The 26,293-nt window shown below is 73.6% G+C and carries 24 protein-coding genes; 8 read left to right on the forward strand and 16 right to left on the reverse strand.

Annotation, left to right across the window (positions count from 1 at the left end):
- Positions 1 to 26: 26 nt before the first annotated feature.
- The 8 genes from QMZ92_RS20495 to QMZ92_RS20525 all read right to left on the reverse strand — a co-directional run bounded on the left by QMZ92_RS20495 (position 27) and on the right by QMZ92_RS20525 (position 8,950).
- Positions 27 to 737 (reverse strand): phosphoadenylyl-sulfate reductase, encoded by a 711-nt coding sequence (locus QMZ92_RS20495; protein WP_283298834.1) that lies wholly within the window; start codon positions 735 to 737, stop codon positions 27 to 29.
- The gene (locus tag QMZ92_RS20500; RefSeq protein ID WP_283298835.1) at positions 734 to 913 is read right to left on the reverse strand and encodes a hypothetical protein; all 180 of its coding nucleotides are present in this window, start codon (positions 911 to 913) and stop codon (positions 734 to 736) included. Before QMZ92_RS20500 ends, QMZ92_RS20495 begins: the two co-directional genes overlap by 4 nt.
- A gap of 88 nt (positions 914 to 1,001) precedes the next feature.
- Positions 1,002 to 2,699, reverse strand: coding sequence for a nitrite/sulfite reductase (locus QMZ92_RS20505; RefSeq protein ID WP_283298836.1), 1,698 nt, complete (start codon positions 2,697 to 2,699; stop codon positions 1,002 to 1,004).
- Positions 2,700 to 2,847: 148 nt separating this feature from the next.
- Entirely contained in the window at positions 2,848 to 2,931 is an 84-nt protein-coding gene (locus QMZ92_RS36460) for a putative leader peptide (protein WP_502962100.1), read from the reverse strand.
- A 264-nt stretch (positions 2,932 to 3,195) separates the two neighbouring features.
- Entirely contained in the window at positions 3,196 to 3,762 is a 567-nt protein-coding gene (locus tag QMZ92_RS20510; protein WP_283298837.1) for a GNAT family N-acetyltransferase, read from the reverse strand.
- A gap of 300 nt (positions 3,763 to 4,062) precedes the next feature.
- Positions 4,063 to 5,442, reverse strand: a complete 1,380-nt coding sequence (locus tag QMZ92_RS20515; RefSeq protein WP_283298838.1) for an FAD-binding oxidoreductase — start codon at positions 5,440 to 5,442, stop codon at positions 4,063 to 4,065.
- 189 nt (positions 5,443 to 5,631) lie between these two features.
- Positions 5,632 to 6,921, reverse strand: coding sequence for a GAF domain-containing protein (locus tag QMZ92_RS20520; protein WP_283298839.1), 1,290 nt, complete (start codon positions 6,919 to 6,921; stop codon positions 5,632 to 5,634).
- A gap of 355 nt (positions 6,922 to 7,276) precedes the next feature.
- Entirely contained in the window at positions 7,277 to 8,950 is a 1,674-nt protein-coding gene (locus QMZ92_RS20525; protein ID WP_283298840.1) for an acyl-CoA dehydrogenase family protein, read from the reverse strand.
- 17 nt (positions 8,951 to 8,967) lie between these two features.
- Between QMZ92_RS20525 and QMZ92_RS20530 the strand changes: the two genes are divergently transcribed.
- The gene (locus QMZ92_RS20530) at positions 8,968 to 10,260 is read left to right on the forward strand and encodes a YihY/virulence factor BrkB family protein (RefSeq protein ID WP_283298841.1); all 1,293 of its coding nucleotides are present in this window, start codon (positions 8,968 to 8,970) and stop codon (positions 10,258 to 10,260) included.
- 302 nt (positions 10,261 to 10,562) lie between these two features.
- On the forward strand, positions 10,563 to 11,309 hold the full coding sequence (locus QMZ92_RS20535) for a helix-turn-helix domain-containing protein (protein WP_283298842.1): 747 nt from the start codon (positions 10,563 to 10,565) through the stop codon (positions 11,307 to 11,309).
- Here the strand turns inward: QMZ92_RS20535 and QMZ92_RS20540 are convergent.
- The gene (locus QMZ92_RS20540) at positions 11,231 to 11,641 is read right to left on the reverse strand and encodes a VOC family protein (protein WP_283298843.1); all 411 of its coding nucleotides are present in this window, start codon (positions 11,639 to 11,641) and stop codon (positions 11,231 to 11,233) included. The two genes, QMZ92_RS20535 and QMZ92_RS20540, sit on opposite strands and share 79 nt — an antisense overlap.
- Positions 11,642 to 11,913: 272 nt before the next feature.
- Here QMZ92_RS20540 and QMZ92_RS20545 point away from each other — a divergent pair, with 272 nt between their 5' ends.
- Complete coding sequence (locus QMZ92_RS20545) at positions 11,914 to 12,714, forward strand: response regulator transcription factor (protein WP_283298844.1); 801 nt, start codon at positions 11,914 to 11,916, stop codon at positions 12,712 to 12,714.
- 5 nt (positions 12,715 to 12,719) lie between these two features.
- Positions 12,720 to 13,829, forward strand: coding sequence for a sensor histidine kinase (locus QMZ92_RS20550; RefSeq protein WP_283298845.1), 1,110 nt, complete (start codon positions 12,720 to 12,722; stop codon positions 13,827 to 13,829).
- A 266-nt stretch (positions 13,830 to 14,095) separates the two neighbouring features.
- Here QMZ92_RS20550 and QMZ92_RS20555 read toward each other — a convergent pair whose 3' ends face one another.
- Positions 14,096 to 15,262 (reverse strand): serine hydrolase domain-containing protein, encoded by a 1,167-nt coding sequence (locus QMZ92_RS20555; protein WP_283298846.1) that lies wholly within the window; start codon positions 15,260 to 15,262, stop codon positions 14,096 to 14,098.
- Between the two features lie 200 nt (positions 15,263 to 15,462).
- On the opposite strand from QMZ92_RS20555, the gene QMZ92_RS20560 reads away from it, so the two are divergent.
- Positions 15,463 to 15,792 carry a hypothetical protein gene (locus tag QMZ92_RS20560; protein ID WP_349307745.1) on the forward strand — a complete coding sequence of 110 codons (330 nt, stop codon included), beginning with the start codon at positions 15,463 to 15,465 and terminating at the stop codon, positions 15,790 to 15,792.
- Here QMZ92_RS20560 and QMZ92_RS20565 read toward each other — a convergent pair.
- The 3 genes from QMZ92_RS20565 to QMZ92_RS20575 form a co-directional block, all read right to left on the reverse strand.
- Positions 15,767 to 16,336: a cupin domain-containing protein gene (locus QMZ92_RS20565; RefSeq protein ID WP_283298847.1), complete on the reverse strand. Its 570-nt coding sequence runs from the start codon at positions 16,334 to 16,336 to the stop codon at positions 15,767 to 15,769. The genes QMZ92_RS20560 and QMZ92_RS20565 overlap by 26 nt on opposite strands.
- Positions 16,333 to 17,478: a cytochrome P450 gene (locus QMZ92_RS20570; protein ID WP_502962099.1), complete on the reverse strand. Its 1,146-nt coding sequence runs from the start codon at positions 17,476 to 17,478 to the stop codon at positions 16,333 to 16,335. Before QMZ92_RS20570 ends, QMZ92_RS20565 begins: the two co-directional genes overlap by 4 nt.
- Before the next feature lie 209 nt (positions 17,479 to 17,687).
- Positions 17,688 to 18,764, reverse strand: a complete 1,077-nt coding sequence (locus tag QMZ92_RS20575) for a type III polyketide synthase (RefSeq protein ID WP_283298848.1) — start codon at positions 18,762 to 18,764, stop codon at positions 17,688 to 17,690.
- 293 nt (positions 18,765 to 19,057) lie between these two features.
- Between QMZ92_RS20575 and QMZ92_RS20580 the strand changes: the two genes are divergently transcribed.
- Together QMZ92_RS20580 and QMZ92_RS20585 are read left to right on the forward strand one after the other, a co-directional pair.
- Positions 19,058 to 20,305, forward strand: coding sequence for a cytochrome P450 (locus QMZ92_RS20580; RefSeq protein ID WP_283298849.1), 1,248 nt, complete (start codon positions 19,058 to 19,060; stop codon positions 20,303 to 20,305).
- Between the two features lie 6 nt (positions 20,306 to 20,311).
- A complete protein-coding gene (locus QMZ92_RS20585) occupies positions 20,312 to 20,560 on the forward strand; it encodes an acyl-CoA carboxylase subunit epsilon (RefSeq protein WP_283298850.1) in 249 nt (82 codons plus the stop codon).
- Between the two features lie 254 nt (positions 20,561 to 20,814).
- On the opposite strand, the gene QMZ92_RS20590 is transcribed toward QMZ92_RS20585, so the two are convergent.
- The gene (locus QMZ92_RS20590) at positions 20,815 to 21,798 is read right to left on the reverse strand and encodes an NAD(+)/NADH kinase (protein WP_283298851.1); all 984 of its coding nucleotides are present in this window, start codon (positions 21,796 to 21,798) and stop codon (positions 20,815 to 20,817) included.
- Positions 21,795 to 22,805 carry an SPFH domain-containing protein gene (locus QMZ92_RS20595; protein ID WP_283298852.1) on the reverse strand — a complete coding sequence of 337 codons (1,011 nt, stop codon included), beginning with the start codon at positions 22,803 to 22,805 and terminating at the stop codon, positions 21,795 to 21,797. The genes QMZ92_RS20590 and QMZ92_RS20595 overlap by 4 nt, the downstream gene beginning before the upstream one ends.
- Positions 22,806 to 22,923: 118 nt before the next feature.
- Here QMZ92_RS20595 and QMZ92_RS20600 point away from each other — a divergent pair, with 118 nt between their 5' ends.
- Positions 22,924 to 23,301, forward strand: a complete 378-nt coding sequence (locus tag QMZ92_RS20600; protein WP_283298854.1) for a DUF488 domain-containing protein — start codon at positions 22,924 to 22,926, stop codon at positions 23,299 to 23,301.
- Positions 23,302 to 23,468: 167 nt separating this feature from the next.
- Here QMZ92_RS20600 and QMZ92_RS20605 read toward each other — a convergent pair whose 3' ends face one another.
- Positions 23,469 to 26,183, reverse strand: coding sequence for an FG-GAP-like repeat-containing protein (locus tag QMZ92_RS20605; protein WP_283298855.1), 2,715 nt, complete (start codon positions 26,181 to 26,183; stop codon positions 23,469 to 23,471).
- Positions 26,184 to 26,293 lie beyond the last annotated feature (110 nt).

Consider the following 26,293-nt stretch of genomic DNA (forward strand, 5'->3'; position numbering starts at 1 on the left):
GTCTGCTGTGGTCGCGGGTGCCGTCATCAGCCGTGCAGCCCGCACTCGGTCTTCGCGCGGCCCGCCCAGCGGCCGGCTCGCGCGTCCTCGCCCTCCAGCACCCGGCGGGTGCAGGGTGCGCAGCCCACCGAGGCGTAACCGTCCATGAGCAGCGGGTTGGTGAGGACGCCGTGCTCGGCGACGTAGGCGTCCACATCCGCCTGCGTCCAGCGGGCGATCGGCGAGACCTTGACCTTCTGCCGCTTCTCGTCCCAGCCGACGACGGGGGTGCCCGCCCGGGTCGGGGACTCGTCGCGGCGCAGGCCGGTCGCCCACGCGTCGTAGGCGGTGAGGCCCTCCTCGAGAGGCTTGACCTTGCGCAGCGCGCAGCACAGGTCGGGATCCCGGTCGTGCAGCCGCGGGCCGTGCTCGGCGTCCTGCTCGGCCACCGACTGGCGCGGGGTGAGCGTGATGAGGTTGACGTCCATCACGGCCCCGACCGCGTCACGCGTGCCGATGGTCTCGGGGAAGTGGTAGCCGGTGTCCAGGAAGACCACGTCGACCCCGGGGAACGCGCGCGAGGCCAGATGGGCCACGACCGCGTCCTCCATGGAGGACGTGACGCAGAAGCGCGGGCCGAAGGTCTTCGCCGCCCACGTCAGGATGTCGAGGGCGGACGCCTCCTCGAGGTCCCGCCCGGCCGACTCGGCCAGCGACCTGAGCTCGTCGCCGGTCCGTCGGGTCCGTACCGCCGTCATATCGCGTCCCCTCCGTCGTCGTTGCGCCGAACCCCGCGGGCGAGCAGCCCGAGGAACTTCAGCTGGAAGGCCCTGTTGCACGACGCGCACTCCCAGGCGCCGTGGCCCTGCTCGCTCGGACGAAGGTCCTCGTCGCCGCAGTAGGGGCAGTAGAAGGGGGCGGCCCGCTCGCTCACCGCACAACCCCTTTCGCTTCTCCGCCCGCGCGGCGCAGGGGTGCGGCTTTCGCGGTCGGCCACGGCCCGGTGGCCGCGAGTGCGTCGCTCATGAGAGTGACTCCTCGCCGGCGCGAGCCACCCAGGCGGCGAAGCGCTCGCCGTCCTCGCGCTCCACCTGGAAGCGTCCCAGCACGCGCTCGACGTAGTCGGGGAGTTCCGCCGCGGTGACCTTCAGTCCGCGGACCTTGCGGCCGAATCCGGCCTCCAGGCCCAGCGCACCGCCGAGGTGCACCTGGAAGCCCTCCACCTGCTCGCCGTTCTCGTCCAGCACCAGCTGGCCCTTGAGGCCGATGTCCGCGACCTGGATACGGGCGCAGGCGTTGGGGCAGCCGTTGATGTTGATGGTGATCGGCTCGTCGAACTCCGGGATGCGGCGCTCGAGTTCCTCGATCAGCGAGGCACCGCGGGCCTTGGTCTCGACGATGGCCAGCTTGCAGAACTCGATGCCGGTGCAGGCCATCGTGCCGCGCCGGAACGGGGACGGGGTGACCCGCAGGTCCAGCGACTCCAGCCCGGACACCAGCGACTCGACCTGTGACTCCTCGACGTCGAGGACGATCATCTTCTGCTCGGCGGTGGTACGCACCCGGCCCGAGCCGTGCGCCTCCGCCACCTCGGCGATCTTGGTGAGGGTGGCGCCGTCGACCCGGCCGACGCGCGGCGCGAAGCCGACGTAGAAGCGGCCGTCCTTCTGCCGGTGCACACCGACGTGGTCGCGCCAGCGCTGCACGGGCTGCTCCGGCGCCGGGCCGTCGGTCAGCGGGCGCCCCAGGTACTCGTCCTCCAGCACCCGGCGGAACTTCTCCGCGCCCCAGTCGGCGACCAGGAACTTCAGCCGCGCGCGGGTGCGCAGCCGGCGGTAGCCGTAGTCGCGGAAGATCGAGATGACTCCCTCGTAGACGTCGGGGACGTCGTCCAGCGGCACCCAGGCGCCCAGCCGGACGCCGATCTTCGGGTTGGTGGAGAGGCCGCCGCCCACCCACAGGTCGAAGCCGGGGCCGTGCTCGGGGTGGTTCACTCCGACGAAGGCGATGTCGTTGATCTCGTGCGCCACGTCCAGCAGCGGCGAGCCGGAGATCGCCGACTTGAACTTGCGGGGGAGATTGGAGAAGGCCTTGTTGCCGACGATGCGGCGCTGGATCTCGTCGATGGCCGGGGTGCCGTCGACGATCTCGTCCTCGGCGATGCCCGCGACCGGGGAGCCGAGGATGACACGCGGGGTGTCACCGCACGCCTCGGTGGTGGACAGGCCGACGGCCTCCAGCCGCTCCCAGATCTCGGGCACGTCCTCGATACGGATCCAGTGGTACTGGACGTTCTGCCGGTCGGTGATGTCGGCGGTGCCGCGTGCGAACTCCTGCGAGATCTCGCCGATGACGCGCAGCTGCTCGGTGGTCAGCCGCCCGCCGTCGATGCGGACGCGCAGCATGAAGTACTCGTCGTCCAGCTCCTCCGGCTCCAGGATCGCGGTCTTGCCGCCGTCGATCCCGGGCCGGCGCTGGGTGTAGAGGCCCCACCAGCGCATGCGGCCGCGGAGGTCGTTCGGGTCGATCGAGTCGAATCCGCGCTTGGAGTAGATCGTCTCAATACGTGTCCGCACATTGAGACCGTCGTCGTCCTTCTTGAACTGCTCGTTGCCGTTCAGGGGCGTGAAGTGGCCAACGGCCCACTGGCCCTCGCCGCGGTGGCGTCCGGCCTTGCGGCGGGGCGTGGCGGTGGCGGGCTTTCCGGGGGTGGCGGCCATGGCGGTTACGTCCTTCGGGACTACGGGAGGGCGGCTCTGACCTGCACATGCGCGCCCGGTTCACGGGTGGGCGCGGCGATGCGAGGAGGTCGGGGATCTCAGGGAACGCGGGGGAACTGGTGCCGGGGCCGACGGCCCCCGGGGACACTCAGACCGCGCGACACATGGCGCTGGACATGCGGCCGAGGTCGACGTGCCGCCGACTCACCAAGGCAATTCCAGCTCGAGACATGACGGAAGCGTGTCACGGCACTTTGGACCCAGTCCACCGCCGTCCATTATTTGGACAAGAGTGTCCTGTATGGCGAGACAATGTGGGGCCGGTCACTCGGCCTCGGGCGTCGGGGCGGGCCTGCGCTCCGCGCGCCGGCCGGCCCCCGGAGCCGGCCTGCGGGGCCCGGGCCGAGGGCGTCGTGCCGGGGCCCGGGCAGGGCGGCAGGCCGGGGTCGGTCAAGGACGCCGGCCGAGGGCGCGGACCGGGGGTGCGGACCGGGGGTCAGCCCAGGGCTCCGGGCCAGGGCCCGGGAGTGGCGGTCTCCGGCTCCTCCTCCAGCTTGGTGTCGAAGAGCGCGAAGCCCCGGCGCAGATAGTTGTCCATCGCGTGCGGGCCGTCCTTGGAGCAGGTGTGCAGCCAGACCCGCTTCGTCGGGGCGCGCCCCGGCCAGCGCTCCGCGAGGTCCCAGGCGCGGGCGGTACCGTACGACAGCAGATGGCCGCCGATCCGCCTGCCGCGGAAGGCCGGGATCAGCCCGAAGTAGACGATCTCGACGGCACCCTCCTCCTGCGCCTCCAGCTCGACGTACCCGGCGGGTGTGCCCCGCTCGTACGCCACCCACGTCTCGACCCCCGGCCTGTTCAGCGTCTCCTCCCACTGCGCGTACGTCAGGCCCAGCCGGTCGGTCCAGCGGATGTCCCCGCCGACCGCCGTGTAGAGGAAGCGGCTGAACTCCGGCGAGGGGACCTCGGCGCGCGCGATCCGCACGTGTCCCGAGGGCTCGGCGGCGGGACGCAGATCGGAGGGTGAGGTCTGCTCCAGGGACCACGTGGTCACGGTGATGCTCATGACCGTCAGGGAACCACGGGCGCCCCGCCCGGGACAAAGGGGATCCCGCCCGGGCCTCCGGCGGGCCGGGCGTCGCACGCGGTGCGGTGCCCGGCGGCCCGCCCGGAGCGCGGTCCCCGGCCCTGACCCTGGCCCCGGAGCCGTGCGGCCGGCGGTCCACATGGCGGCCGGCGGTCCACATGGCGGTCGGCGGCTCGGTACCGGGAGGTGCGCCACGGCACGAGTCGACGGCGGCCGGCGGGGCGGGTCCGGGGGCCCGGCGCAGGTACGTGAGGCCCGGGACTGCCGGCCCGGGGCGCCTCAGGCGGCGGGCGGGATGTTCTGGTTGGCGTGCAGGAAGTTGTCCGGGTCGTAGCGGCGCTTGATCTCCCGGAGCCGGTCGTGGTGGTCCCGGTACGTGGCCCGGACCCGGTCCGGGCCCTCGTCCGCGCCCACGAAGTTCACGTACGCGCCGCCCATCGAGAACGGGTGGAGGGCGTTCCAGTAGTCGACCGCCCACTCCCTGATGAGCGCGGCGTTCGCCGGGTCCGGGTCGATGCCGGCGATGACCCCCGACCAGACCGCGTCACGGTAGGCCCACGCGGTGTCGGCGGGCGCCACGTCGTGGGCGGCGCCGTCGACGGGGTACAGGTGCATCGTCGACAGCGGCGTCGGCAGGTTCTCCCCGTACTTCAGGTGGACGTCGATCGCACCGTCCGCGATCCGGTCGAAGAAGTCGCCCCGCCAGTACCACTGCAGCCCCGCGGGGATCAGTCCGTCGAACATGGCCTGCAGCGCGGGGTAGGGCATCGGCGCCGCGAAGTGGAACAGCGGCGGCGCCGGCTCGCTCACGGCGGAGGAGAGCTCGTCGAGCCGCTCCGGGGCGCCGGTCCGGCACCACACCACACCGCACACCTTCCGCCCGTGGATCTCCTCGGGGAACGGCGGGCCCGGCGGCACGGACAGCAGGGCGAAGAAGCCGTAGACGTCGCGGGGCGCTCCCGGCAGGAACGTGCGGTACCAGTCCAGTACCTCGCGGGTGCTCGCCACCGGCCACACGGTGACGGCGACTCCCACCGTGTCCACGGGGTGCAGCCGGTACGTGAAGGAGGTGACGACGCCGAAGTTGCCGCCTCCGCCGCGCAGAGCCCAGAAGAGGTCGGGCCGTTCGTCCTCGGAGACGGTGACGAAGGTGCCGTCGGCGAGTACGACGTCCGCGCCGATCAGGTTGTCGGCCGTCAGGCCGTACCGGCGGGTCAGATAGCCGTGGCCGCCGCCGAGCGTCAGGCCGCCGGCGCCCGTCGTCGACATGATGCCCGCGGGGGTCGCCAGCCCGAAGCCGTGACCGGCGTGGTCCAGATCGCCGAGCAGGGAGCCGCCCCCGACCTGCGCGGTGCGGGTCACGGGATCGACGCGCACCCAGCGCATCAGGGACAGATCGAGGGTGAGTGCGCCGTCGACCAGGCAGAGCCCGGGGCCGCTGTGGCCGCCGCCGCGTACGGCGAGTTCCAGGTCCTGCTCGCGGGCGAACGTGACGGTACGCATCACGTCCGCGGCGTCCAGGCACCGCGCGAACGCGGCCGGACGCCGATCGATCATCGCGTTGTAGATCGCCCGGGTCTCGTCGTACTCGGGGTCCCGCGGACCCACCACCGGCCCGCGCAGGGCCTCACGCAGCGCATCGAGCGTGGCGCCGTCCATGTGAACTCCTCGGGGAGCGCGCGCCCGGTCCCCGGCCCCTGCCCTCCGGCCCCACCGGCCGCACTGTGGATCAGGTGAGCGCACCCCGCGCGGTCGGGCGGGGGCGTCGGCACAGCCCGTCGGCGTCCGCCACGGCGCCTCGGGGTCGACGACTTCAGCCTGGCATCGGGCCCGAGTGCCCGCAACGCGTCAGCCGGACCCGCCCTGCGCCCGCGCCTCCGCCACGGCCGGAGCCGAGGAGTGAGGCAGCAGATCCGCGGGGTGTGCGGGGCGCACGACCTCCACGTCGACCTCTTCGCTGAAGCGGTACGGGCGGTGTGCCAGCACACCCGACAGGTAGCGCCTCACACGTGATATTTCAGCACGCACCGTGACCGTGCGCGTCGGGTCGCCGAACACATCGCCCGCGAGTTCCGCGGCCGTGCGCCCCTGCGGATGCACCGCCAGCACGTACAGCAACTCGGCGTGGCGGGGGCTGAGCTCCTGCGTCCAGCTGCCGGCGGGGCCGTGGATCGCGACCGACCACCGGCGGGCGCGGCTCAGGTCCAGGACGACCCGCCCCGCGGACTCCGCGGGCCGCGGCTCGTCGGGGCGCACCAGCCAGCCCCCCGGCAGCGGTTCGACGGTGCACACGCCCAGCGACGGCAGCCACACCCGGCCCGCGTGGAACGACTTGGGCAGCGGCAGCCGGTCCACCGGTGCCGTTCCGGTCACGGCCGCCGTCCAGCCGTGCACGTCCACCGCGAGCGCCCGGCCGCCGATCCGGCACAGGATCGGCGCCGCGACGGAGCGGAGCCGTTCGATCTGCCGCAGATGGCGCTCCCGCAGCTCCGCCTCGGCGAGCTGCGCCACCGACCTCACGAGCGCGAGGGTCGCCGGATGGAAACTGGACGCCGGCCCGCTGACGTCGACGATGCCGAGCAGCCGGCCGTCGCGAGGGTCCTGCACCGGCGCGGCCGCGCAGGTCCAGTTGTGCAGCGTGTGGACGAAGTGCTCCGCCGAGTGCACCTGGACCGGCCGTCGGGCCGCGAGCGCGGTGCCGATGGCGTTGGTGCCGGTGCTGTCCTCGTTCCAGGCCGCGCCCTCCTCCAGGCAGATGGTGCCGGCCTGCCGGAGCACCCCCGCGTTCCCCTCCCGCCACAGCACCCTGCCCTGACAGTCCGTCACCACCATGATCTGCAGGGAGGCGTCGGCGATGGCGGTGAGCCCGCCGCTCAGCGTGTGCATCACCTCGCCGAGCACGCTGGACCGCCGCCGGTGCTCCAGCTCGTCCCGCTGGAGCAGCACGCTGCTCGTGGAACGGTCGGGGTCCAGCCCGAGCCGCAGCATCCGCTGCCAGGACGCGTCGATGACCGCTCGGGGCGGGACCGGCGGGCGGCGCCCGGCCAGCGTCGCCGCGTGCACCTGGTGCAGCACGTGGGCCGCGTGCGCGGCGTCCGCGGCGCTCAGCCGTGAGATGTCCAGAGCCGTGTTCCTCATCGGAAGCCCCCCGTCGTCGGCGCCGATCGGTGCAGGTCGGTCGTGCGCGTGGTGCCGGGCCGGCCGGCCCTCGCGACACTGCGGGCCGGTCGTGCCGTATCGGTTCTGCCCGGTGCGCGAGCCGCCGCGGACCGTCCGGATCCATCGTGCCGCCCGTGCCCGTACCCGGGAGCGGAGTTCGGACAACTCCTGCAACGGTCTGCAACCCTGGCCAACCAACGACAGGTGGGTGAAGGTGGCACGAGCGGAGGGTGGTGCCGTGTCGGCGCAGCACCACCCCCGCTTTTTCGCAGGTCAGACCCGACTCACCTGCCGAAGGCGCACGGGTGCGGCCAGCGGCGCGCGATGCCGCCGCTCACATCTCCACGCGCGCTCGTCCCACCACCGCCGCCTGGTTCAGCCCGTACGGCAGCGTGCCGAACGCCGACCCCCAGTCACCGCCCAGCCGCGAGGCGCAGAAGGCGTCCGCGACCTCCGGCGGCGCCCAGCGCACCAGCAGCGACCCCTGGAGCACCAGGGCCATCCGCTCGGCCAGCCGCCGTGCCCGCACCTCCGCGGACTCCAGGTCCGCCAGCTCCGTCAGCAGCGCCTTGACCGCACCGTCCAGCCGGTGGTCGGCGCCCCGCGCCAGGCCCACTTCCCGGAGGAAGGCGTCCAGGGGGAGCACCTCCCGCCCGCTCCGCCCCGCGGCCCGGGGCGCGCCCCGCAGCGCACGCAGCACGTCCAGCGCCTGGACGTTGCCCGATCCCTCCCACACGGAGTTCAGCGGCGACTCCCGCAGCAGCCGCGGCATCCCCGACTCCTCCACGTAGCCGTTCCCTCCCAGGCACTCCAGCGCCTCCGCCACCACCGGCGTACACCGCTTGGTGACCCAGTACTTGGCCGCCGGCACCGCGATCCGCAGCAGCGCCCGCTCCGACTCCGAGCCCCCACCCGCGGCGTCGTAGGCCGCGGCCAGCCGCATCGCGAGCACCGTCGCCGCCTCCGACTCCAGCGCCAGATCGGCCAGAACATTACGCATCAGCGGCTTGTCGACGAGCGGGCCGCCGAACGCGCTCCGGTACGTGGTGTGATGGACGGCCTGCGCCACCGCCTGCCGCATCAGGGCCGCCGAGCCGAGCACACAGTCGAGCCTGGTGGCCGCCACCATCCCGATGATGGTGCGCACCCCGCGCCCCTCCTCGCCGACCCGGCGCGCCCACGTGCCGGCGAACTCCACCTCGGCCGACGCGTTGGACCGGTTGCCCAGCTTGTCCTTCAGCCGCTGGATCGCGAACACGTTCCGCGTCCCGTCGTCCAGCACCCGCGGCACCAGGAAGCACGACAGCCCCCCGGGGGCCCGGGCCAGCACCAGGAACCCGTCGCTCATCGGCGCCGAGCAGAACCACTTGTGCCCGGTCAGCTCGTACTCCCCGGCAGCGGCCAGCGGCACGGCCCGGGTCGTGATCGCGCGGACGTCACTGCCGCCCTGCTTCTCCGTCATGCCCATTCCGAACAGCACGCCCGGCTTCCGCGCGGCCGGCCGCAGTCCCTGCGCGTACACCCCGGACGTCAGCCGCGGCTCCCACTCCGCCGCCAGCTCGGGGTCGGAACGCAGCGTGGGCACCGCCGCGTGCGTCATCGACACCGGACAGCCGTGCCCGGCCTCCGCCTGCGACCACACCAGGAACCCGGCCGCACGCCGGACGTGCCCGCCGGGCCGTCCCCAGGCGTTCGTCAGCCCCGAGGCGACCGCCTTGCCCAGCAGCCGGTGCCACGCCGGATGGAAGTCGACCTCGTCGATCCGGTTCCCGTACCGGTCGTGCGTGCGCAGCACCGGCGGGTTCTTGTCGGCCTCGACCGCCCAGCGCTGTGCCTGGGCCGAGCCCGCGGCCCGGCCGAGCTCCGCCAGCTCCCGCCGCGCCGTGCCGTGGACCGACGGGTCCAGGTGCCGCTCGACGGCCTCGGTGAGCGCCCGGTCCGCGGAGAACACGTCGTACGCCACCAGGGGCGGAGGCTGGTTGGTCACGGTGTGGGTGCTGGTCGCCATGCCGATACGGTAAGGAGGTGCAGGCAGCAAACGAAACACCTGACCGGCCCGCCGGCCGGCTCCACCGGGTCCGAGTCCTCTACCGCAACGTCTCCAAGCGGAAGCTCGCCTGGCTGCTGCTGAAGGACACGGTCAATTCGTGCATCGAGTACCGGATCCTGGGGCTCGCGGCCGAGGCCGCGTTCTTCACCCTGCTGTCCCTGCCGCCGCTGATGCTGGGCCTGCTCGGCCTCCTCGGCTACGTCGACGACTGGACCAGCACCACCACCGTCGCCTCCATCCAGGAGAACATCCTCCGCGCCGCCGGCACCGTGCTGTCCGACCGCGGCGTCAACGAGATCGCCAAACCCCTGCTCGAGGACGTCACCCGCGGCGGCCGCCCCGACCTCATCTCCCTCGGTTTCGCGATCGCCCTGTGGTCGGGCTCCCGCGCGGTGAACGTGTTCATCGACACCATCACCGTGATGTACGGACTCGACGGCCAGCGCGGCATCGTCGCCACCCGGCTGCTGGCGTTCCTGCTCTATCTGGTCGCACTGCTGATCGGCGCCGTGGTGCTGCCGCTCGCCGTGGTCGGCCCGGACCGGGTCGTCGAGTTCGTGCCGTTCGGCGCGGACCTCGTCAGCGTCCTGTACTGGCCGGTGGTGATCCTGCTGTCGGTCGCCTTCCTCACGACGCTGTACCACGTGTCCGTGCCGGTCCGATCGCCCTGGGTGGAGGACGTCCCGGGCGCCCTGGTGGCCCTCGGCATGTGGGTGCTCGGGAGCTTCCTGCTGCGCATCTATCTGACCAGCACCGTCGAGGGCCCCACCATCTACGGCTCCCTCGCCGCGCCCATCGCGGTGCTGCTGTGGATCGGCATCTCGGCGTTCGCGGTCCTCGTCGGCGCCGCCGTCAACGCGGCGATCGACCGGGTGTGGCCGTCGGTCGCCACGGCCGCCGCCCGAGCCGCCAACGAGCGCGTCCGGGCCGCGCACGCCGCCGAGCTGGTCGCCCGTGCCCGGGCGGCGGAGGGGGAGAGCGAGGACGGGGAGGAGGACGGCGGGGACATGCCCTCGGAGTTCCCCGAGCGCTGGTCGAAGTTCCTGCCGCCGGACGATGTGCGGTCCCGGCTGCACGGCAGCCGGGAGCACCGTGACCGGGACATCCGGGACGCTCGCGCCCGGGACGCTCGCGACGAGGGCAACCGGGACGACGGGGACGGCGGGGACGACCGGGACGCCAGTGGCCGGGGCAACCGGGACGCCCGTGACCGGGACGCTCCTGACCAGGACGTGCGTGACAAGGACAAGGGGGAGCAGAAACTCTGACGGGGGCGGTGGAAGCCTCGGGAGTGGAGTGGGGGAGGCCGGAGGGCGTGGGAGGAGCCGGCCGCAGGTGGGGGTGAGCCCCGATGGACGGGGCGCGGAACGTCCGGGGCATGTCCTAGCTAGCTAGTGCTGTGACCGGAAGGGTGCACCGGCTCGCGACGCCCGGCACGGCACCTCGCGGTGTTGTCGGAGTCGCCCGAGTACGCCCGGTGCGAGGGCGATCCTCCGCCTTGCGATGCACCGCACCGTACGCCGCGAGCTTCCCGGCGAACCTTTCCGGCCACAGCACTAGCCTCGACGGCATGTACGCGGAACGGGCCTCCCTGCTCCCCGGAGCCGTCCTCTGGCACAACGAGCCCGGGCCCGGCCCGGCGGTGCCCGTCCTGCCCGACGGCTGTATGGACCTGCTCTGGACCGAGGGAAGGCTGCTGGTCGCCGGACCCGACACCCGAGCGCAACCTCTCGACGGCGTGCGAGCCGCCTACGCCGGCGTCCGCTTCCCGCCGGGCGCCGCACCCGCCTTCTTCGGCGTACCGGCCCACGAACTGCGCGACCTGCGCGTGGACCTCGCCGAACTGTGGCCCGCCCGGCAGGTGCGCCCACTGGCGCACCGGGTCACCGACGCGCAGGACCGGGCCTCCGCGCTGGAGGCCGTGGTCCTGCGGCACGCGGCGGACTCGCCCCCGCCCGACCCGTTGCTGCGGGCCGTCGCGGAGGCCCTGGACGCGGGCGCGACCGTGGCCGCGACCGCCGCGGCCGTCGGGATGGGCGCCCGCCTGCTGCACCGCCGCGCCCTGGACGCCTTCGGCTACGGGCCGAAGACCCTCGCCCGCGTACTGCGGCTGCAACGTGCCCTGGCCCTCGTACGGGAGGGCGTGCCGCACGCGGAGGCCGCCCTGGCCGCGGGCTGCTCGGACCAGGCGCACCTCGCACGCGAGATGCGGTCCCTGACCGGGCTCACCCTCGGCCGCTACGCGGAGCTGACCGCCGGGTCCTGGCCCGCGAACAGCGACACCGCGGCACCGTCCGGATCGAGGACGACCGCGTAGCGCTGTCCCCAGTCCGCGTCCCAGGGCGCGAGGTGGCCGCGGTGTCCCGCCCCGACGAGCTCCTCGTACACCCTGTCCACCTCGGCGGGGCTGCCGCAGAGGAAGGCGAGCCCCACCCGGTCCCCGCCCTCGGGCCGGGTCCAGTCCGGGTCGAAGGAGCGGATGGTGTCCTCGGTGTCGAACAGCACGCGCGGCCCACCGGGCAGCACGGCCTCGACGTGCGGTGCGGACCCGGCCCCCTCGGGGATGTCCAGGCCGAGCCGGCGGTAGAAGGCGAGCGAGGCGGCCATGTCGGAGACGACCAGGCCGACGGCATCGAGTCGTGGAGTCATGCGGCCAGCGTAGGGCTGGTGACGCGGCGGGGTCTTGAAGGAATCGGACATGGCCGCCGGGTCTTCGGCGCAGGTGCAGGCGCAGGCCGAGGAGAGTCCGGGAACGGCATCGTCCTGCCGGACGACGCGGGCGTTTGTTCCGACCGCGCCGCACCGGGCACCGCTTGTCCGGAGGAGTGCCGTGTCCGACGTGGCGGGCCCCCGGGGCGGCGTCATCGATTCGTAAGGGGTGGGGTGCGCGCCCTGGGGGCCGGGGGGAGAAGACTGGGGGCATGCAGAACATCCTGGTCGTCGACGACGATCCGACCGTCGCCGAAGTGGTCACCGGCTATCTGGAGCGCGCTGGGTACACGGTGGCCCGCGCCGCGGACGGGCCCGGGGCCCTGGAGGCCGCCGGAGAGCGGTGGCCGGACCTGGTGGTCCTCGATCTGATGCTGCCCGGCATGGACGGCCTCGAGGTCTGCCGCAGGCTCCGCGGCCGGGGACCGGTTCCGGTGATCATGTTGACCGCGCGCGGCGACGAGGACGACCGGATCCTCGGTCTCGAGACCGGCGCGGACGACTACGTCACCAAGCCGTTCAGCCCGCGCGAACTGGTGCTGCGGGTCGAGTCCGTGCTGCGCCGCGGCCGGGCGGCCGGCGACGCGGACCCGGGCGGGCCCGTGCTCGGCTGCGCCGGGATCACCGTGGACCCGGCTGCCCGTCGGGTCACCAAGAACGGCGTGGAGATCGGTCTGACCCTGCGGGAGTTCGATCTGCTGCTGCACCTCATGCGCCACCGCGGGCTGGCCATCGGGCGGGAGCGGCTGATGCAGGAGGTGTGGGGCTGGGACTTCGGCGATCTGTCGACCGTCACCGTGCACGTGCGACGGCTGCGCGGCAAGATCGAGGACGATCCGGCCCGGCCGCGCCTGATCCACACGGTCTGGGGCGTCGGCTACCGCTTCGACGCGCCCGCGGAACCGGAACCGGAGCGGCCGTCGGCATCGGCGCGGGCGTCCGACGGGCAACCGGACCGCCGGAGCGGCGGGGGCGTCCCGGGCGAGGGCACCGACCCGGCGGAAGGGGCGTGAATGCCGTGCGTGACGTCCTCCTCATCGCTCTCTTCGCGTTCCTCGGCGCCGCCGCGGCGGGACTGGCCGGTGCCGTCGTGCTGCGGATGCTGCGCCGGCGGTCCCTCACCGTCTCGCTGACCGTGGTCGCCGGAGTGACCGTCGTCGCGATGCTCGCCGGGACCCTGGCGGTCGCCCGGGCGATGTTCCTGTCCGCGCACGACCTGACCGTCGTCACCACGGTCGTCGCGATGGCCGCGGTCGTGTCCCTCGCCACGGCCGTGCTGCTCGGCCGGTGGGTCGTCGCGCGCAGCCGCGAACTCGCCCTCGCCGCCCGTACCTTCGGGGAGGACGGCAGCTTCGCCGCGCCCGGAGGGGAGGCCACGGCCGAACTCGCCGAGCTGGGCCGGGAACTCGCCGCCACCAGCGCCAGGCTCGCCGAGTCCCGGGAACGGGAACGGGCGCTGGAGACGTCCCGGCGGGAACTCGTCGCCTGGATCTCGCACGATCTGCGGACCCCGCTCGCCGGGCTGCGGGCCATGTCGGAGGCGCTGGAGGACGGGGTCGTACCCGACCCCCAGCGGTACTTCCGGCAGATCCGTGCGGAGGTCGAGCGGATGAACCGGATGGTCGGCGACCTCTTCGAACTGTCCCGCATCCACGCCGGCGCGCTCGCGCTGACGCCCACGCGGATGTCCGTGCACGACCTGGTCGGCGAGGCCCTGGCGGGCGCCGTCCCGCTGGCCCGGGAGCACGGGGTGCGGCTCGTGGGGGACCGGGTCGAGCAGGTGCCGATCGAGGTCGACGCCGAGGAGATGACGCGGGTCCTGGCCAATCTGCTGGTGAACGCGATCCGGCGGACCCCGGCCGACGGGACGGTCGCGGTCGCCGCCGAACGCCGCGAGGGCTCCGTCGTGCTGTCCGTGACCGACGGCTGCGGGGGTATCCCGGAGGAGGATCTGCCGAGGGTCTTCGACACCGGCTGGCGCGGCAGCGAGGCCCGCACGCCTCCCGCGGGGGCGGGCCTCGGTCTCGCGATCGTCCGAGGCATCGTGGAGGCGCACGAAGGACGCGCCGGGGTGCACAACGTGTCGGGTGGCTGCCGCTTCGAGGTGACCCTCCCGGCCGCCCCGTGACGCGCCCTCCCCGCCCGCGGCCGCCGGTGCCGGCGTGCCCGGTTCCTGCGTCGGCTCCGGGCGCTCGGACCCACCGCGCCGGCCGGTGTCGACGCCGGAAGGGCGACCGGGCCGGTCCGGTGGCGGTCGCGCTCGGTCGGTGGACGCCCCCGGCGCCGGTCGCCGCCCCCGCCCCCGAGCCACCGCGCGGCGGTCCGGTCCATGCCGCGGGGACGTGCCGGGTTCCTCCCGGCGCCGACGGTGGGCCGCCGAGGCGGCGCCCCGTGTCACAGGGCCCGGTACACCGCCTCGACCAGCGCCATCTTGCGTGGGTCGTCGGCGATCCGTGAGCCCATGCGGTTCATGACGTACCCCATCGACAGTTCCGCCTCCGGGTCCGCGAGCCCGCAGGAGCCGCCGAAGCCGTCGTGGCCGACCGCCCGCGGGTTGGGACCGTACGACCCGTTGGGGCCACTCAGCCACAGCCCGAGCGCGACCTCCGTGTCATGGGCGAAGCCCGCGCCGAGGACGAGGTCCCGGCAGGGCCCCTGGCCTTCGCGGATCCGTTCGGCGGCGGTGGCCGACAGCAGCCGCCGCCCACCGAGCAGACCGCCCGAGGCGACGATGCCGTACAGCTCGGCGATCGCGCGGGCGCTGCCGTGGCCGTTGGCGGCCGGGATCTCGGCGGCCCGCCACTCCGGGCTGCCGGCCTCCACGGCGCCCACGGCGGGATTGGCCAGGGCGGCCAGCGCCACGGGCTCCAACTGGGCGAAGACCGCAGCCTGTTCGCTGTCCGACGCGACGGGCGCGTGCACCAGCTCGGCGGCGCGGTGGTACTCCTTCTCCGGCAGCCCGACGGAGAAGTCGACGCCGTACGGCCCCGTCACCTCCTGGTGCAGGAAGGCCCCGGGCAGCAGACCCGTGACGCGCCGCACCACCTCGCCGACCAGGAAGCCGTACGTCATCGCGTGGTAGCCGGACCGGGTTCCGGGCGTCCACCACGGCTCGGTCGCGGCGAGCCGGGCCACCGTCAGCTGCCAGTCGCAGAGTTGGGCGAACGTGTGGGGCTCCCGCAGTCCGGCGAGCCCGGAGCGGTGCGACAGCAGATGGCGGACGAGGACGGACTCCTTGCCGGCGGAGGCGAACTCCGGCCAGTACGAGGCGACCGGTGCGTCCAGGTCCAGCAGCCCCCGGTCGGCCAGGACGTGCGCGCACAGTGCGGTCGGGCCCTTCGTCGTCGACCAGACGTTGACCACGGTGTCCCGCTCCCACGGCCGGGTGCGCGCCGCGTCCGCCCAGCCGCCCCACAGGTCGACGACCGCCCGTCCGCCCGCCCGGACCGTCACGGCGGCGCCCAGTTCGCCGCGTTCGGCGAAGTTCTCCTCGAAGGCGGTGCGCACCGCGGTGAACCGTGCGTCGCAGTGGCCCTCGATGTGTGTCCCGGTGTCGGCCATGGTCCCTCCCTGGTCCGTCGTGCGCCGTCCTGCACCGGCCGGCGGCCAGGAACATACCGACTGGTCGGACCGACGGGAAGACGGCGGGCACGGTCACCCCAACGGGAGCGCGACGGGGAGGCGTTGTCAGTGCCGTGCGGCAGGGTGGCGGGTGCACCGTCACAAATGACGCGAGACGACCCGAGAGGAACGGCCGACCCATGAGTGCCACCGCTGTGATGACGTCCCGTGAACGAGCCGCCGCCCAGGCGTACGTGCGGCTCCTCGGCGCCGTGCGCGCCGCGCTCGCCGAACCCCCCGGTGCCGACGCCCCGCCGCCTCCGGTGCTGCTCAGCGCCCCCATGGCGGAGGCGGACGAGGCCCTCTCCGCTGCGGGCCTCGTGGGCAACGAAATGGCGCTGTTCGGTCTGGTGAAGGGGCTGCACAGCAGGAGCCCGTCGGAGCAGTTGAATCCGTCGGACCCGTCGGACCCGTCGGCGCATCGCGGTCCGCGGCCGGCGCGCGTCACGCCCCGTGGCGCAGGGGCGTGAGCTGCTCGATGTCGTAACGGGCCCGGAGCTCGGCGATCGCCCCGTGGTCGGGCGGGCCGCCCGCGTCGAGGATGGCGATCAGCTCCTCGAAATACCGCTCGTGGTCGGGCGGAGGTGACGCCTGGAAGAACATCCTCGCCGGCTTCCCGGTCCGGTTGGCGAACGCGTGCGGGCAGCCGGGCGGCACCACGACGACCGTGCCCGGACCCGCGCGCACCGGACGCCGCCCGCTCGGTGACTCCCAGTCCCGCCAGTCGCCGTCCGTCCGCACCCGCGGCTCGAAGGCGAGCATCTCCAGCTCGCCCTCGAGCACGTAGAAGAGCTCCTCGCTCCGGGCGTGCACATGCGCCCCGACGTCGAACCCCGGGGGGACGACCACCTCGAAGCTGGAGGACACACGGGAATGCTCACCGGTGACCTTGAACGTCACCTGCTGGGCGGCCGCGCGCAGCGCACGGCCGTGGCCCGCGGGCACCAGCAGGCCCTCGGCCGGCGCGGGGTGGTCGCCCTCCGGTGCCCGTGGGCACTGTGCGTGGGACGTCACCAGACCACCGGCAATCCCTCGGGCCCCCGTATCAACGCTCCCGGCCGCCAGCGCAGTTCCTCCGCCGGCCCGGCGAGACGCATCCCCGGGAAGCGGTCGACCAGGGCCGAGAACAGCAGCTCGGTCTCCAGCCTGGCCAGCAGCGCGCCCACGCAGTAGTGCGGACCGTAACCGAACGCCACGTGCGGGTTGGGGCTGCGGTCCAGCAGGATCCCGTCCGGATCGTCGAAGACCTCCGGATCCCGGTTGGCGGCGAGGTACGAGACGTAGACGGCCTCTCCCCGGCGTATCTCCCGGCCGCCGACGGTCAGGTCCTCGGTCGCGATGCGGCACAGTCCGACCCCGTTGCGGTGCGGTATCCACCGCAGCAACTCGTCCACCGCCGTGGCGCGCACCCCGGGGTCCCCGCGCAGGCGGTCCAGCAGATCGGGCCGCGTCAGCAGGATGTACGCCATGTTCCCCGTGTTGTTGGTGACCGCCTCGCCGCCGATCTGGATCAGCAGCGCCAGGCCGACGGCCTCGGCCACGGTGATCTCCCCCTGCGTGACGGCCGTCGACAGCAGCCCGATCACGTCCTCGCCGCCGGCGCCCCGCCGCTCACCCAGCAGACCGGCGAAGTAGTCGCACATCGCCGTCCTGGCCCGCTCGCTGCGCTCGGCGCCCTCGGCGGAGGACAGGATGAGCGAGGTCCACTCGTGCATCCTCGGCCTCTCCCCGGCGGGCACGCCCATGAGTTCGCAGACGACGGCCAGCGGGAACGGCGCGAGGACGCGGGCGACGAGGTCGGCGGGCGGCCCGTCGCGCAGGACGCCGTTGACGAGTTCGTCGAGCATGGCCTGTGCGCGCCCGCGCAGTCGGTCCACGCCGCGGGTGGTGAACGCGGGGGCGACGGCCCGGCGCAGCCGCGTGTGGTCGGGCGGGTCCTCGAAGCCCACCGCGCCGTCCACCGGGATGAAGTGCGGTGCCAGCCGGGTGACATCGCTGCCGACGACCGCCCTGCGGCTGAGGCGAGGATCGTTCGTCACCGTCCGCACGTCCTCGTGGCGCGTCACCAGCCAGGCCCAGCCGTCGCCGTTGGGGAGCCGGATCCGGGTCACGGGTCCCTCCCGCATCAGCGCCGCGAGATCCGGGTCGAACTCCACGCCGGTCAGGTCCCGTACCGGCCAGAAGCGGACCGGGGGAGGAGGGCCGGGCGTCGGGGCCGCCGCAGCCGTGCCTTCGGCGGACGTCGCCGCGGCCCCAGCAGCCGTGGTCCTGGCTGCCTCCGCTGCTTTCGGTGTCGGCGTCGGTGGCGGAGACTTCGGTGTCGGAGTCAGGGGTGTCGGAGCCAGGGAGGGTTCGTCCCGCACGGTCAGTACCTCCCCGCCGGGGCCGGAACCTCGGCCTCGGTCCAGCGCCCCAGACTCATCTCCGCGGTGATGCCGGGGCCGAAGCCGGCGAGGATGCCGCGCGCGGCATGCCGCGTCGAGCCCTCGTCGAACAGCCTGCGCAGGGCGTCGAGGACGACGGCGCTGGCTATGTTCCCGTACTGGGTGAGCGTGGCCCGGCTGAAGCGGAACGCGTCGGGCGGCACCCCGAGATACTTCCCCAGGTCGTCGAGGATGCGCGGACCGCCCGCGTGGATGATGTAGAAGTCCAGCGAGGCGGCGTCCCAGCCGTGCTCGGCCGCGAGCGCCCTGAGCGCCGGAGCCAGTGGTTCCATGGTGCCGGGAACCCGTCGGTCGAGCTTGAAGTGGAAGCCCGTGGAGCGGACGTCGTAGGCGATCCAGTCCTCGGTGTCCCGCACCAGGTAGGAGCCGTTGCGCTCCAGGGCGACACCGTGTCCGCCCCGGCCGCGCACCACGGCCGCGGCCAGACCGTCGCCGAAAAGCCCGTTGGACAGCAGATTCCCCACGTCCAGATCGGTCGGCTGGTAGCACAGCGAACAGAACTCGCACGCCACGACGAGGGCGTTGGCCTCCGGGTACGCCGTGCAGAAGTCATGGGCCCGGTTGACCGCGGCGCCCCCGGCCGCGCAGCCGAGCTGGGCGATCGGCACCTGGCGGGCGTCCGTGCGGAAGCCCATGGAATTGATCAGCCAGGCGGTGAGCGACGGCATCATGAAGCCGGTGCACGACACGTAGATGATCACGTCTATGTCGACGGGCCTGAGTTCGGCGTCGGCCAGTGCCCGCTCGATCACCGCGGGCACCCGGGCCTTCGCCTCGGACTCGTAGACGGCGTTGCGGTGTTCGAAGCCGGGATGCTTCAGCGTCTCCTCGATCGGCTGCAGCAGGTGCCGCTTCTCCACCCCGGTGTTCCGGATCAGGCGCAGCGCCAGGTCCAGTTGTGGGTGGTCCGCGTGAACGGTCCGCGCCAGGTCCAGCGTCTGCTCCATGGTGATCACGTGTTCGGGTACGGACACCGCCGGTCGGCACAGAGTGGCCATGATGGTGCGCCCTTCTCTCGCGTTCCCCTCCAAAAGGATCCGGGAGGTCACCCGTTCGCGCCCGCCGAGGAAAGCCGTTGTGGCTGGTCCGTCCGGGTGACGGCGTGCCGGTGCCGTCCCGACGGCGCGGCGGCCGTGAGGGGCTGGTCCGTCCGGGTGATGGCGCGCCGGTGCCGTCCCGACGGCGCGGCGACCGGGAAGGGATGTCGAAGCCGTTGACCGCCGCCCGCTCCGCTCACCCGGCGTGACCAGGGGCCGCGGCGGCATCGGGCGTCGGACGTTGGGAGTTGAACGTGAAGACGTCAGAACCCGGGACGCCGGCCGTGTCCGGACCCGGTCCGCGGGGGGACGAGGGCGTTCGCCACTGGCACCTCGAGGACCTGAGGGCCCTGGACTTCGACCCGTTCCTGACCACGGTCCTCCGGGACGAGCCGGTGGTACGCATCCGGCTCCCGTACGGCGAGGGCACCGCCTGGCTCGTGACGCGCCACGAGGACGTCAGGTCCGTCACGTCGGACCCCCGGTTCAGCCGCCGGGCCCTCGCCGACCGGGACGTGACCAGTGGATCCCCGCATGCCATCGCCGCCAGGCACGCCTCCCTCAACTACACGGACCCGCCGCATCTCACGACCATGCGCCGGGTCGTCGCCCGCGCCTTCACCGGCGGCAGCATGGAGCGGCTGAGACCCCGGGCCCAGCGGACCGCGGACGGACTGCTGGACGAGATGGAGCGGCACGGGCCCCCGGCCGATCTGGTGCGGCACCTGCACGGGCCGTTCCCGCTTTCCGTCGTCGGCGACCTGCTGGGGCTGCCGGAGGAGGACCGCGCCCGCATGATCTCCTGGACGGACGTGATCATGACACCGGGTGCCGCTCCGGCCCGCAGCCAGGCCGGCAGGAGGTCGGTCCGCGAGGTCGTGGAGGCGCTCCTCGCCCGGAGGCGTGCGGAGCCCGCGGACGACCTGGCCGGGGTGCTCGCCGCCGCCGCCTCCGACGGGGAGATCAGTGACGGCGAGGCGCTGTCGATGGCGACGGCGATCCTCGTGAGCGGGGCGCACGCGGTCCGCAACAACAGCGCAAACATGGTGTTCGCGCTTCTCACCCGTCCGGAGCAGCTTGCCCGGCTGCGCGCCGATCCCGCAATGCTCCCTCGGGCGGTCGAGGAACTGCTGCGCTTCGTCCCGCACCGCAACGGCGTGGGCCTGCCGAGGATCGCCACCGAGGACGTGGAGGTCGGCGGGGTGCGCATCGCAGCGGGCGAGGCCGTCTACTGCTCGTACCTGGCCGCGAACCGGGACCCCTCGGTCTTCCCCGACCCGAACACCCTGGACCTCGGCCGCCCCGCGGCCGCGCACCTCTCCTTCGGATACGGCCCGCACCACTGCGTGGGCCCGATGCTGGCGCGGATGGAGTCCGAGGTGATGCTGGCGACGCTCCTGCGCCGCTACCCGCGGCTGGCCCTGGCGGTGCCCGAGGAGGAGATCGCCTGGCAGGAGGGCGCGCTGATCCGTGGGCCCAAGTCCCTCCCGGTGAGGTGGTGAGGCCGCGTGGACGTGGACCTGCGCATCGTGCACGGCGCTCCGGACGCCGAGGAACTGGCCGCCGTCATGGCCGTGCTGACCGTCGTCGCCCACCGCCGCTCGACCTCCCGCGCCGCCGCCGCCGGCGGCGGCGAACCGGACGGCGGATCGCGGCGCGCCCACTGGGACCGAGCTTGGGGCGGCGGCTTCCAGCCCTGCGGCTCGTGGCGGGAACGGGACCGGACGGTGACGGCGTTCGACCCGGGAAGCCGCTGAGCCGGGCCGGGCGCTGGAGGTGCTTGGTACGGGGCGGCCGCCCAGCCTGGCAGGCCGGTGGTGCCGTTCGAGTCGGGTGCCGACCGCTCCGGCAACTCCTCGACATCGCCGCGCATGAACCCGTACGCCCCGGGTATCCGAGGTCCGCGATTGCCCCCCACGAAGGGGGCGGCCCCCCTCGCCGCCCCGCGAACGGCCCCGCCCGCCGACCCCTCCCGCAGGCGGGGCCGACGCATCCCCTCCCGGAGGGGAGGTCAGACGAGGAGCCTCAGCGACGTGTCCGACACCCCGACGCGGACCGACTGACCCCAGGTGAGCTCGAGTGCGTCGGACTCCATGCCGTCACCGAAAGCCACCAGCCGGTCGCACTCGACGGTGAGCCGCAGCCCGCGCCCGGCCGTCAGGTCCCCGTCGACCAGCGACGTCCCGGTCGCGGGAGAGGGCCAGGCCTCCCGTACGAACCAGAGCAGCCGCGCCTCGCCGGGTGCCGGCAGCGGCCGGCCGCCGCCGCGTTCCCGCCACAGCGACCGCAGCCAGCCGGTCGCACCCGTCCCCGTGCCGACGAGCACCCCGGAGGACGCCTGCGCCTCACCGGCCATGGCCCCGTCGGACTCGTGACCGGCACCCCCGGCGCTCCTGCCGCCCCCGCCCGCGGCGGCCCGCGCCGGTCCCGCGGGACCGCCCCTGCCGCCGTCGAGTGCCAGCCGGTAGCGGGACGTCTGGTGGTCGGGCCGGCCCAGGTAGACCTCGTTGAGCGCGACGAGCCGCTGGGTGTCGTCGGCGACCGCCTCCACCATGGTGAGCTCCTCCGTCGTGGCTCCGCGGCCGACGGCGGCCCGCAGCAGCCGCCCGGTGTCGCCGGGCCGGTGCCGTACCAGCACGCCGGTGTTGCGGCCGGGATCGGTGTCGATGCCCACCACCGGCTGACCGGACAGGTACTTCGCCGTGTTGGCGACGAGCCCGTCCTGTCCGGCCACGACCACCACGTCCTCGGGAGCGAACAGGAACCGGTCGAGGTCCGACCGCTCCACCCGGGCCCGGCGCCACCGCGCGGGCACGGCCGCCGAGACGGCGGCCAGTGCCTGGCGGGTGCGCCGGTGCCGCTCGGCGACCTCGCGGACGCTCCGGCCGCGGGAGGTGAGGAAGAACTCGGCCTGGCCGTGCGTGCCGTGGCGGGCGAGCAGTTCCTCGTACTCGGTGGTGCGGTGCACGATCACGGCACGAGGGGCGAGGCTCACGCTCCGTCCGCTCCCGTCCCGCCCAGCCGTGCGAGCAGTCCGGTGAGGACGTCGGGGGAGAGGGTGATGCTGTCGACGCGCGGCAGGTTCTCCGCGAGCCGGGTGACGGCCAGGGCGTGCAGGGTCGACGGGTCGGCCTCGGAGTGCACCCGAAGCCACGCGGCCTGGGCCTCGGCGCGGGCCTCGCCCACCTCGCGCGCCGCGGTGGCCTCGGCCTTGGCGAGACGCACCTTCCGGGCGGCCTCCGCCTCGGCGCGCACGGCGTCCGCCGCGGCGCTCTCCTCGGCCTCGCGCCGGGCGTTGGTGCCCTTCTGGTCGACCAACTGCTCCTCCCGGCGCGCGAGTTCGATCCTGCTGGCCAGCTCGTTCTCAGCGATGGCCCGCTCCCGCTCCACAGCCACGGCCCGCCGCTCGTACGTCGCGCGGTCGGCCTCCTGCTGTATCTGCTCGCGGGCGGGGGTGCGCAGGGCCCGTTCGACCTCGGGCTCGGGACGCAGGGCGATGACGCGCACGGCCACCACCTCGATGCCCGTGGCGGAAAGCCGCGGTTCCGCGCCCAGCCCGCCGGAGATCCGCTCCCGCACGGCGGCGACACCGTCGACCAGGGCCGCCGAAAGGGGGGTGCGGGCCAGCACGTCCAGTGCGTGCTGCTGGGCGGTCTCGGTCAGCAGGGTCGCGATCTGCTCCAGCGGCGCTCCCCGCCAGGTGCCGCTGTCCGGGTCGACGGAGAAGTCCAGCCGGGCGGCCGCCGTCGCCGGGTCGCTGATCCGGTACGTCACCGTCGCCTGCACGGACACGTCCTGGAAGTCGGACGTCCTGGCGTGGAAGGTCATGGCCAGCTCCCGGTCGTCGACGGGCACCTCGGACAGTACGGCGGTCAGGGCCCGGAACCAGAAGCTGAGGCCGGGGCCGTCGTGGGCGAGCCGGCCGTGGCGGTGGTGGCGGACGTGTGCGGTGGGCGCGGAACGCAGATGGCGCCAACCGAAGCGCCTGGTGATGTCGGCCATGTGGCTACCCCCTCTTTTCGTCATCAAGACGATATCGAGCGGGAGGGTTATCGTCAATGCGACGAAAGGTTGGATCCCCACGCTTGCGCCACGCCGTCCCGCACCGCAGGCTGACGGCATGGTGACCATCAAGGTGCGCAGGGTCTACGACGCCCCCGACCCGGACGACGGCACCCGTGTACTGGTCGACCGGCTCTGGCCGCGCGGTGTCTCCAAGGAGCGGGCCGCCGTCGACGCATGGCTCAAGGAGGTCGCCCCGTCCGGTGAGTTGCGCGGCTGGTACCACCACGACCGTTCGCGGTACGAGGAGTTCGACGCCCGCTACCGCACGGAACTCGAGGACGGTGCGGCGGCGCAGGCCCTGGAACGGCTGCGCGCACTCGTCCGCGGCGGCCCGGTCACCCTGGTCACCTCGGTGAAGAGCGTCGAGGGCAGCCATGTGCCCACGCTCGTCGACGTGCTGGAGAAGTCCGCCGAGCCGCCGGCGAGCCGGTAGACGCCGCCCACCGGGGTCCCGTCAGCCGGGCCGCGGTGCGGCGCCGCAGGGTGCGAAGACGTACGCTGCGGCGCCGCTGCCCGGTGGTGGTGCGTGACGTGTTACCGGTCACGGGTCACGACCTGTGCGTCACCCGTGCCGTCGGTTGCGGTTCGGTCGTCACCGGCTCACGGGGTGATCAGCCGGCCGATGCCGACACCCGCGGGCGCGCCGAGCAGTGTGCGGCCGTAGTAGACGCCCGAGGAGGGGATGACGCCGGAGGCGCCGCTGTTGTCCAACTGCAGGATCGTGCCGTTGTTCGCGTCCTCGCCGTCCGCGCCCAGGGCCAGGTCCGCCCGCGAGTTTCCCGACAGGTCCGTCAGCGACACGGCGGAGCCGAGCCGGTCGTTCGGCTCGGTCGAACCGGGCACGCCGGTGGTGTCCTGGTGGTAGGAGACCGACCCGGTGGCCGTCATTCCCGTGGCGGAGCCGCGGATCAGGATGACCATTCCGGCGTTGGACCGGTTGACGCCGCCCCGCGTGAGGTCCTCGCCGGGCAGACCGGTCAGGACGTCCCCGTACCCGTCGAGGTCGACGTCGCCGACGGAGACCGAGGCGCCCATGGTGTCACCGGACTCGTCGGAGCCGGGGATGCCCGTGGTGTTCTGCTGGAAGGTCTGACGGCCGGTCGTGGTCAGTCCGGTCGCCGACCCCAGGACCGTGGCCACGGCCCCGCCCTTCGCGGTGTGACCGGACTCGGTGGCGTTCGGCTGGCCGATGACGAGGTCGTCGTATCCGTCGCCGTTGATGTCGCCGGCCGCCAGCGAGCGGCCGCCGCGCGGATAGAGGATGCCGACCCGCTGCAGTCCGGTGGCCGAGCCCTTGAGGGCGAGCAGTCGGCCGACGCCCGCCGAGTCGCGGTAGGTGACGGCCGCGTCCGCGTAGCCGTCGTTGTCGAAGTCACCGCTCGCCGCGGAGGCGAAGGAGACCACGGAGGTGTTGGCGGTGTTGCTCAGCCAGCCGGCCTTCGTGGCGTACGTGGGGTTCTTGGACTCGAAGACCCACCAGCGGCCCGGCTTGCCCGGTGCCACCGACAGGACGTCCGCCGTGCCGTCGGCGTTGAAGTCGCCGGTGGTGACGGCGGTGCCGAGCTTGTCGCCCGTGACCCGGTAGGCGGGTGAAGTCATGTAACTGACGCCGGAGTTCAGGCCGGGGCCGTTCAGGACGGTCACCGAGCCGGTGTCGGTGTGGCCGGACTCGTCGTCCTCACCGGGGGTGCCGACGACCAGGTCGGCGTGGCCGTCACCGTTGTAGTCGCCCCACGCGGAGGAGGTGCCGAACTGGTCGCCGTCCTCCGAATCCCCCGGCACTCCCGCGCTGTTCTGGCCGATCACGGTGCGCACCGCCGTGCTCGGACCGTCCGTCGTGCCCGGCAGGACCGTCACCCGGCCGGCGCCGCCGTCGGCCCTGGGCAGACCCGCGACCAGGTCGTTGATGCCGTCGCGGTTGTAGTCGGCTGTCGGGATCGAGGAGTTGCGGCCGGGGCCGGCGGCGAAGTCCCGGATGGCGGGGAGCCGGGCGTACAGGTTCTCGCCGGGGCAGGCCGTCGCGAACGCGTCACGGTGCCCGGAGATCACGTTCATCGTGGCCGACTGGCCGGTCGTGTACTTGCCCGTGTTGCCCTGCGCGGTCAGCGTGACGGTGCCCTTGGGGTCGCCGTCGTACTGGCCGAGCTTCCACGCGGCGACCCTGGCGGCAGACTGCAGCGCCGCCTTCGACGGTCGGCCGGCGGGCTTGCCGGTCGCCGGGTCGCCCTCGAAGTCGCCGAGCAACGCGATGCCGGTGGAGTAGCTGTTGAAGCCGTACGTGTGGGCGCCCCTGACGGGAAGGTCGACGCCGCCGCCCCGGCCCTCGAAGATCTGGCCGCACTTGTCGACCAGGAAGTTGTAGCCGAGGTCGTTCCAGCCATTGGTCTTGACGTGGTACGTCATGATGCCGCGCACCAGCGCCGCGGACTCGGCGCAGCTGTAGTCGTTGGTCCCCACGGTGTGGTGGATGTAGACCGCCTGGACCCGGTCGATGTACTCGGCGGGGTCGGCGACGAGCGACTCGTCCGCGCCCCACTGGGCACGGCCGATGATCGGGGGCTGCCGGACCGTCGACGGCGGCGCGACCGGCTTGGCCGCGGTCGGCGTGGGCGTCGCGGTCGGGTCGGCCGTGCCGGTGGCCGTTTCGGTCGGAGTGGCGGAGTCGGAGGGCGCGGGCGGATCGCTCGGGAGCGGGTCCTGCGTGGACGTCTCCGAAGGAGCGGCCGTGCCGGACGCGGTCGCGGAGGGCGACTCCTCGACCGGGAACGCGGCATTGTCCATCTCCGGGCCGGGCGAGCTCAGCCGCGCGGACGGAGCCGCCGTGTTCTTCGACTCCGCCCTGCTGACGCCCGGGTCCACCATGTGCAGCTTCAGCCCCTTTGGCAGGGCCCGTCCGGAGGTGCCCGAGTGGACGCGCACCTGGACGGCGGTCGACGGGCCGACCCACAGCGGCTCCGAGGCCGCCCGCTTCGCGCCCTCCGGACCGTCGGGGCGGTGCGCGTCGAACTCGACCGACTGCCAACCGGACCACTTGCCGGTCGCGGCGCTGCGGGTACGGACCTGTGCCGTGCCGTCGAGCTGGGCGGCGTCGCCGTCCCAGCCGATGCCGACCAGGGAGAACGGCGCCGCGTCGGTGGCCGGCAGTTCGCGCTCCGTCGCGCCGCCCCGGGCCAGCGCGAGCGTGCGCAGCTTCGCCGCCCGCTCCGGCGGCCCGGTCGGCCGCGGCGGGTCGGACGGATTCGCGGTGGCCACGGTGACCACGCCGGCTCCCCCAAGAACCACGGCGCCGAGCGTCAGCCACGCCCGGCGTCTCATGCTCAACGGTCGATACGCGTGCGACCTGCGCGGGCTCAAATGCCCCACCCCTCAGTGATGTTTCCCGGTTTCCCGGTGGCCCTCCCGCATCAGGAGCACCCGACCAGGTC

This window comes from Streptomyces sp. HNM0645, assembly GCF_030056615.1.
In the GTDB taxonomy this organism is placed as follows: Bacteria; Actinomycetota; Actinomycetes; order Streptomycetales; family Streptomycetaceae; genus Streptomyces; species Streptomyces marianii.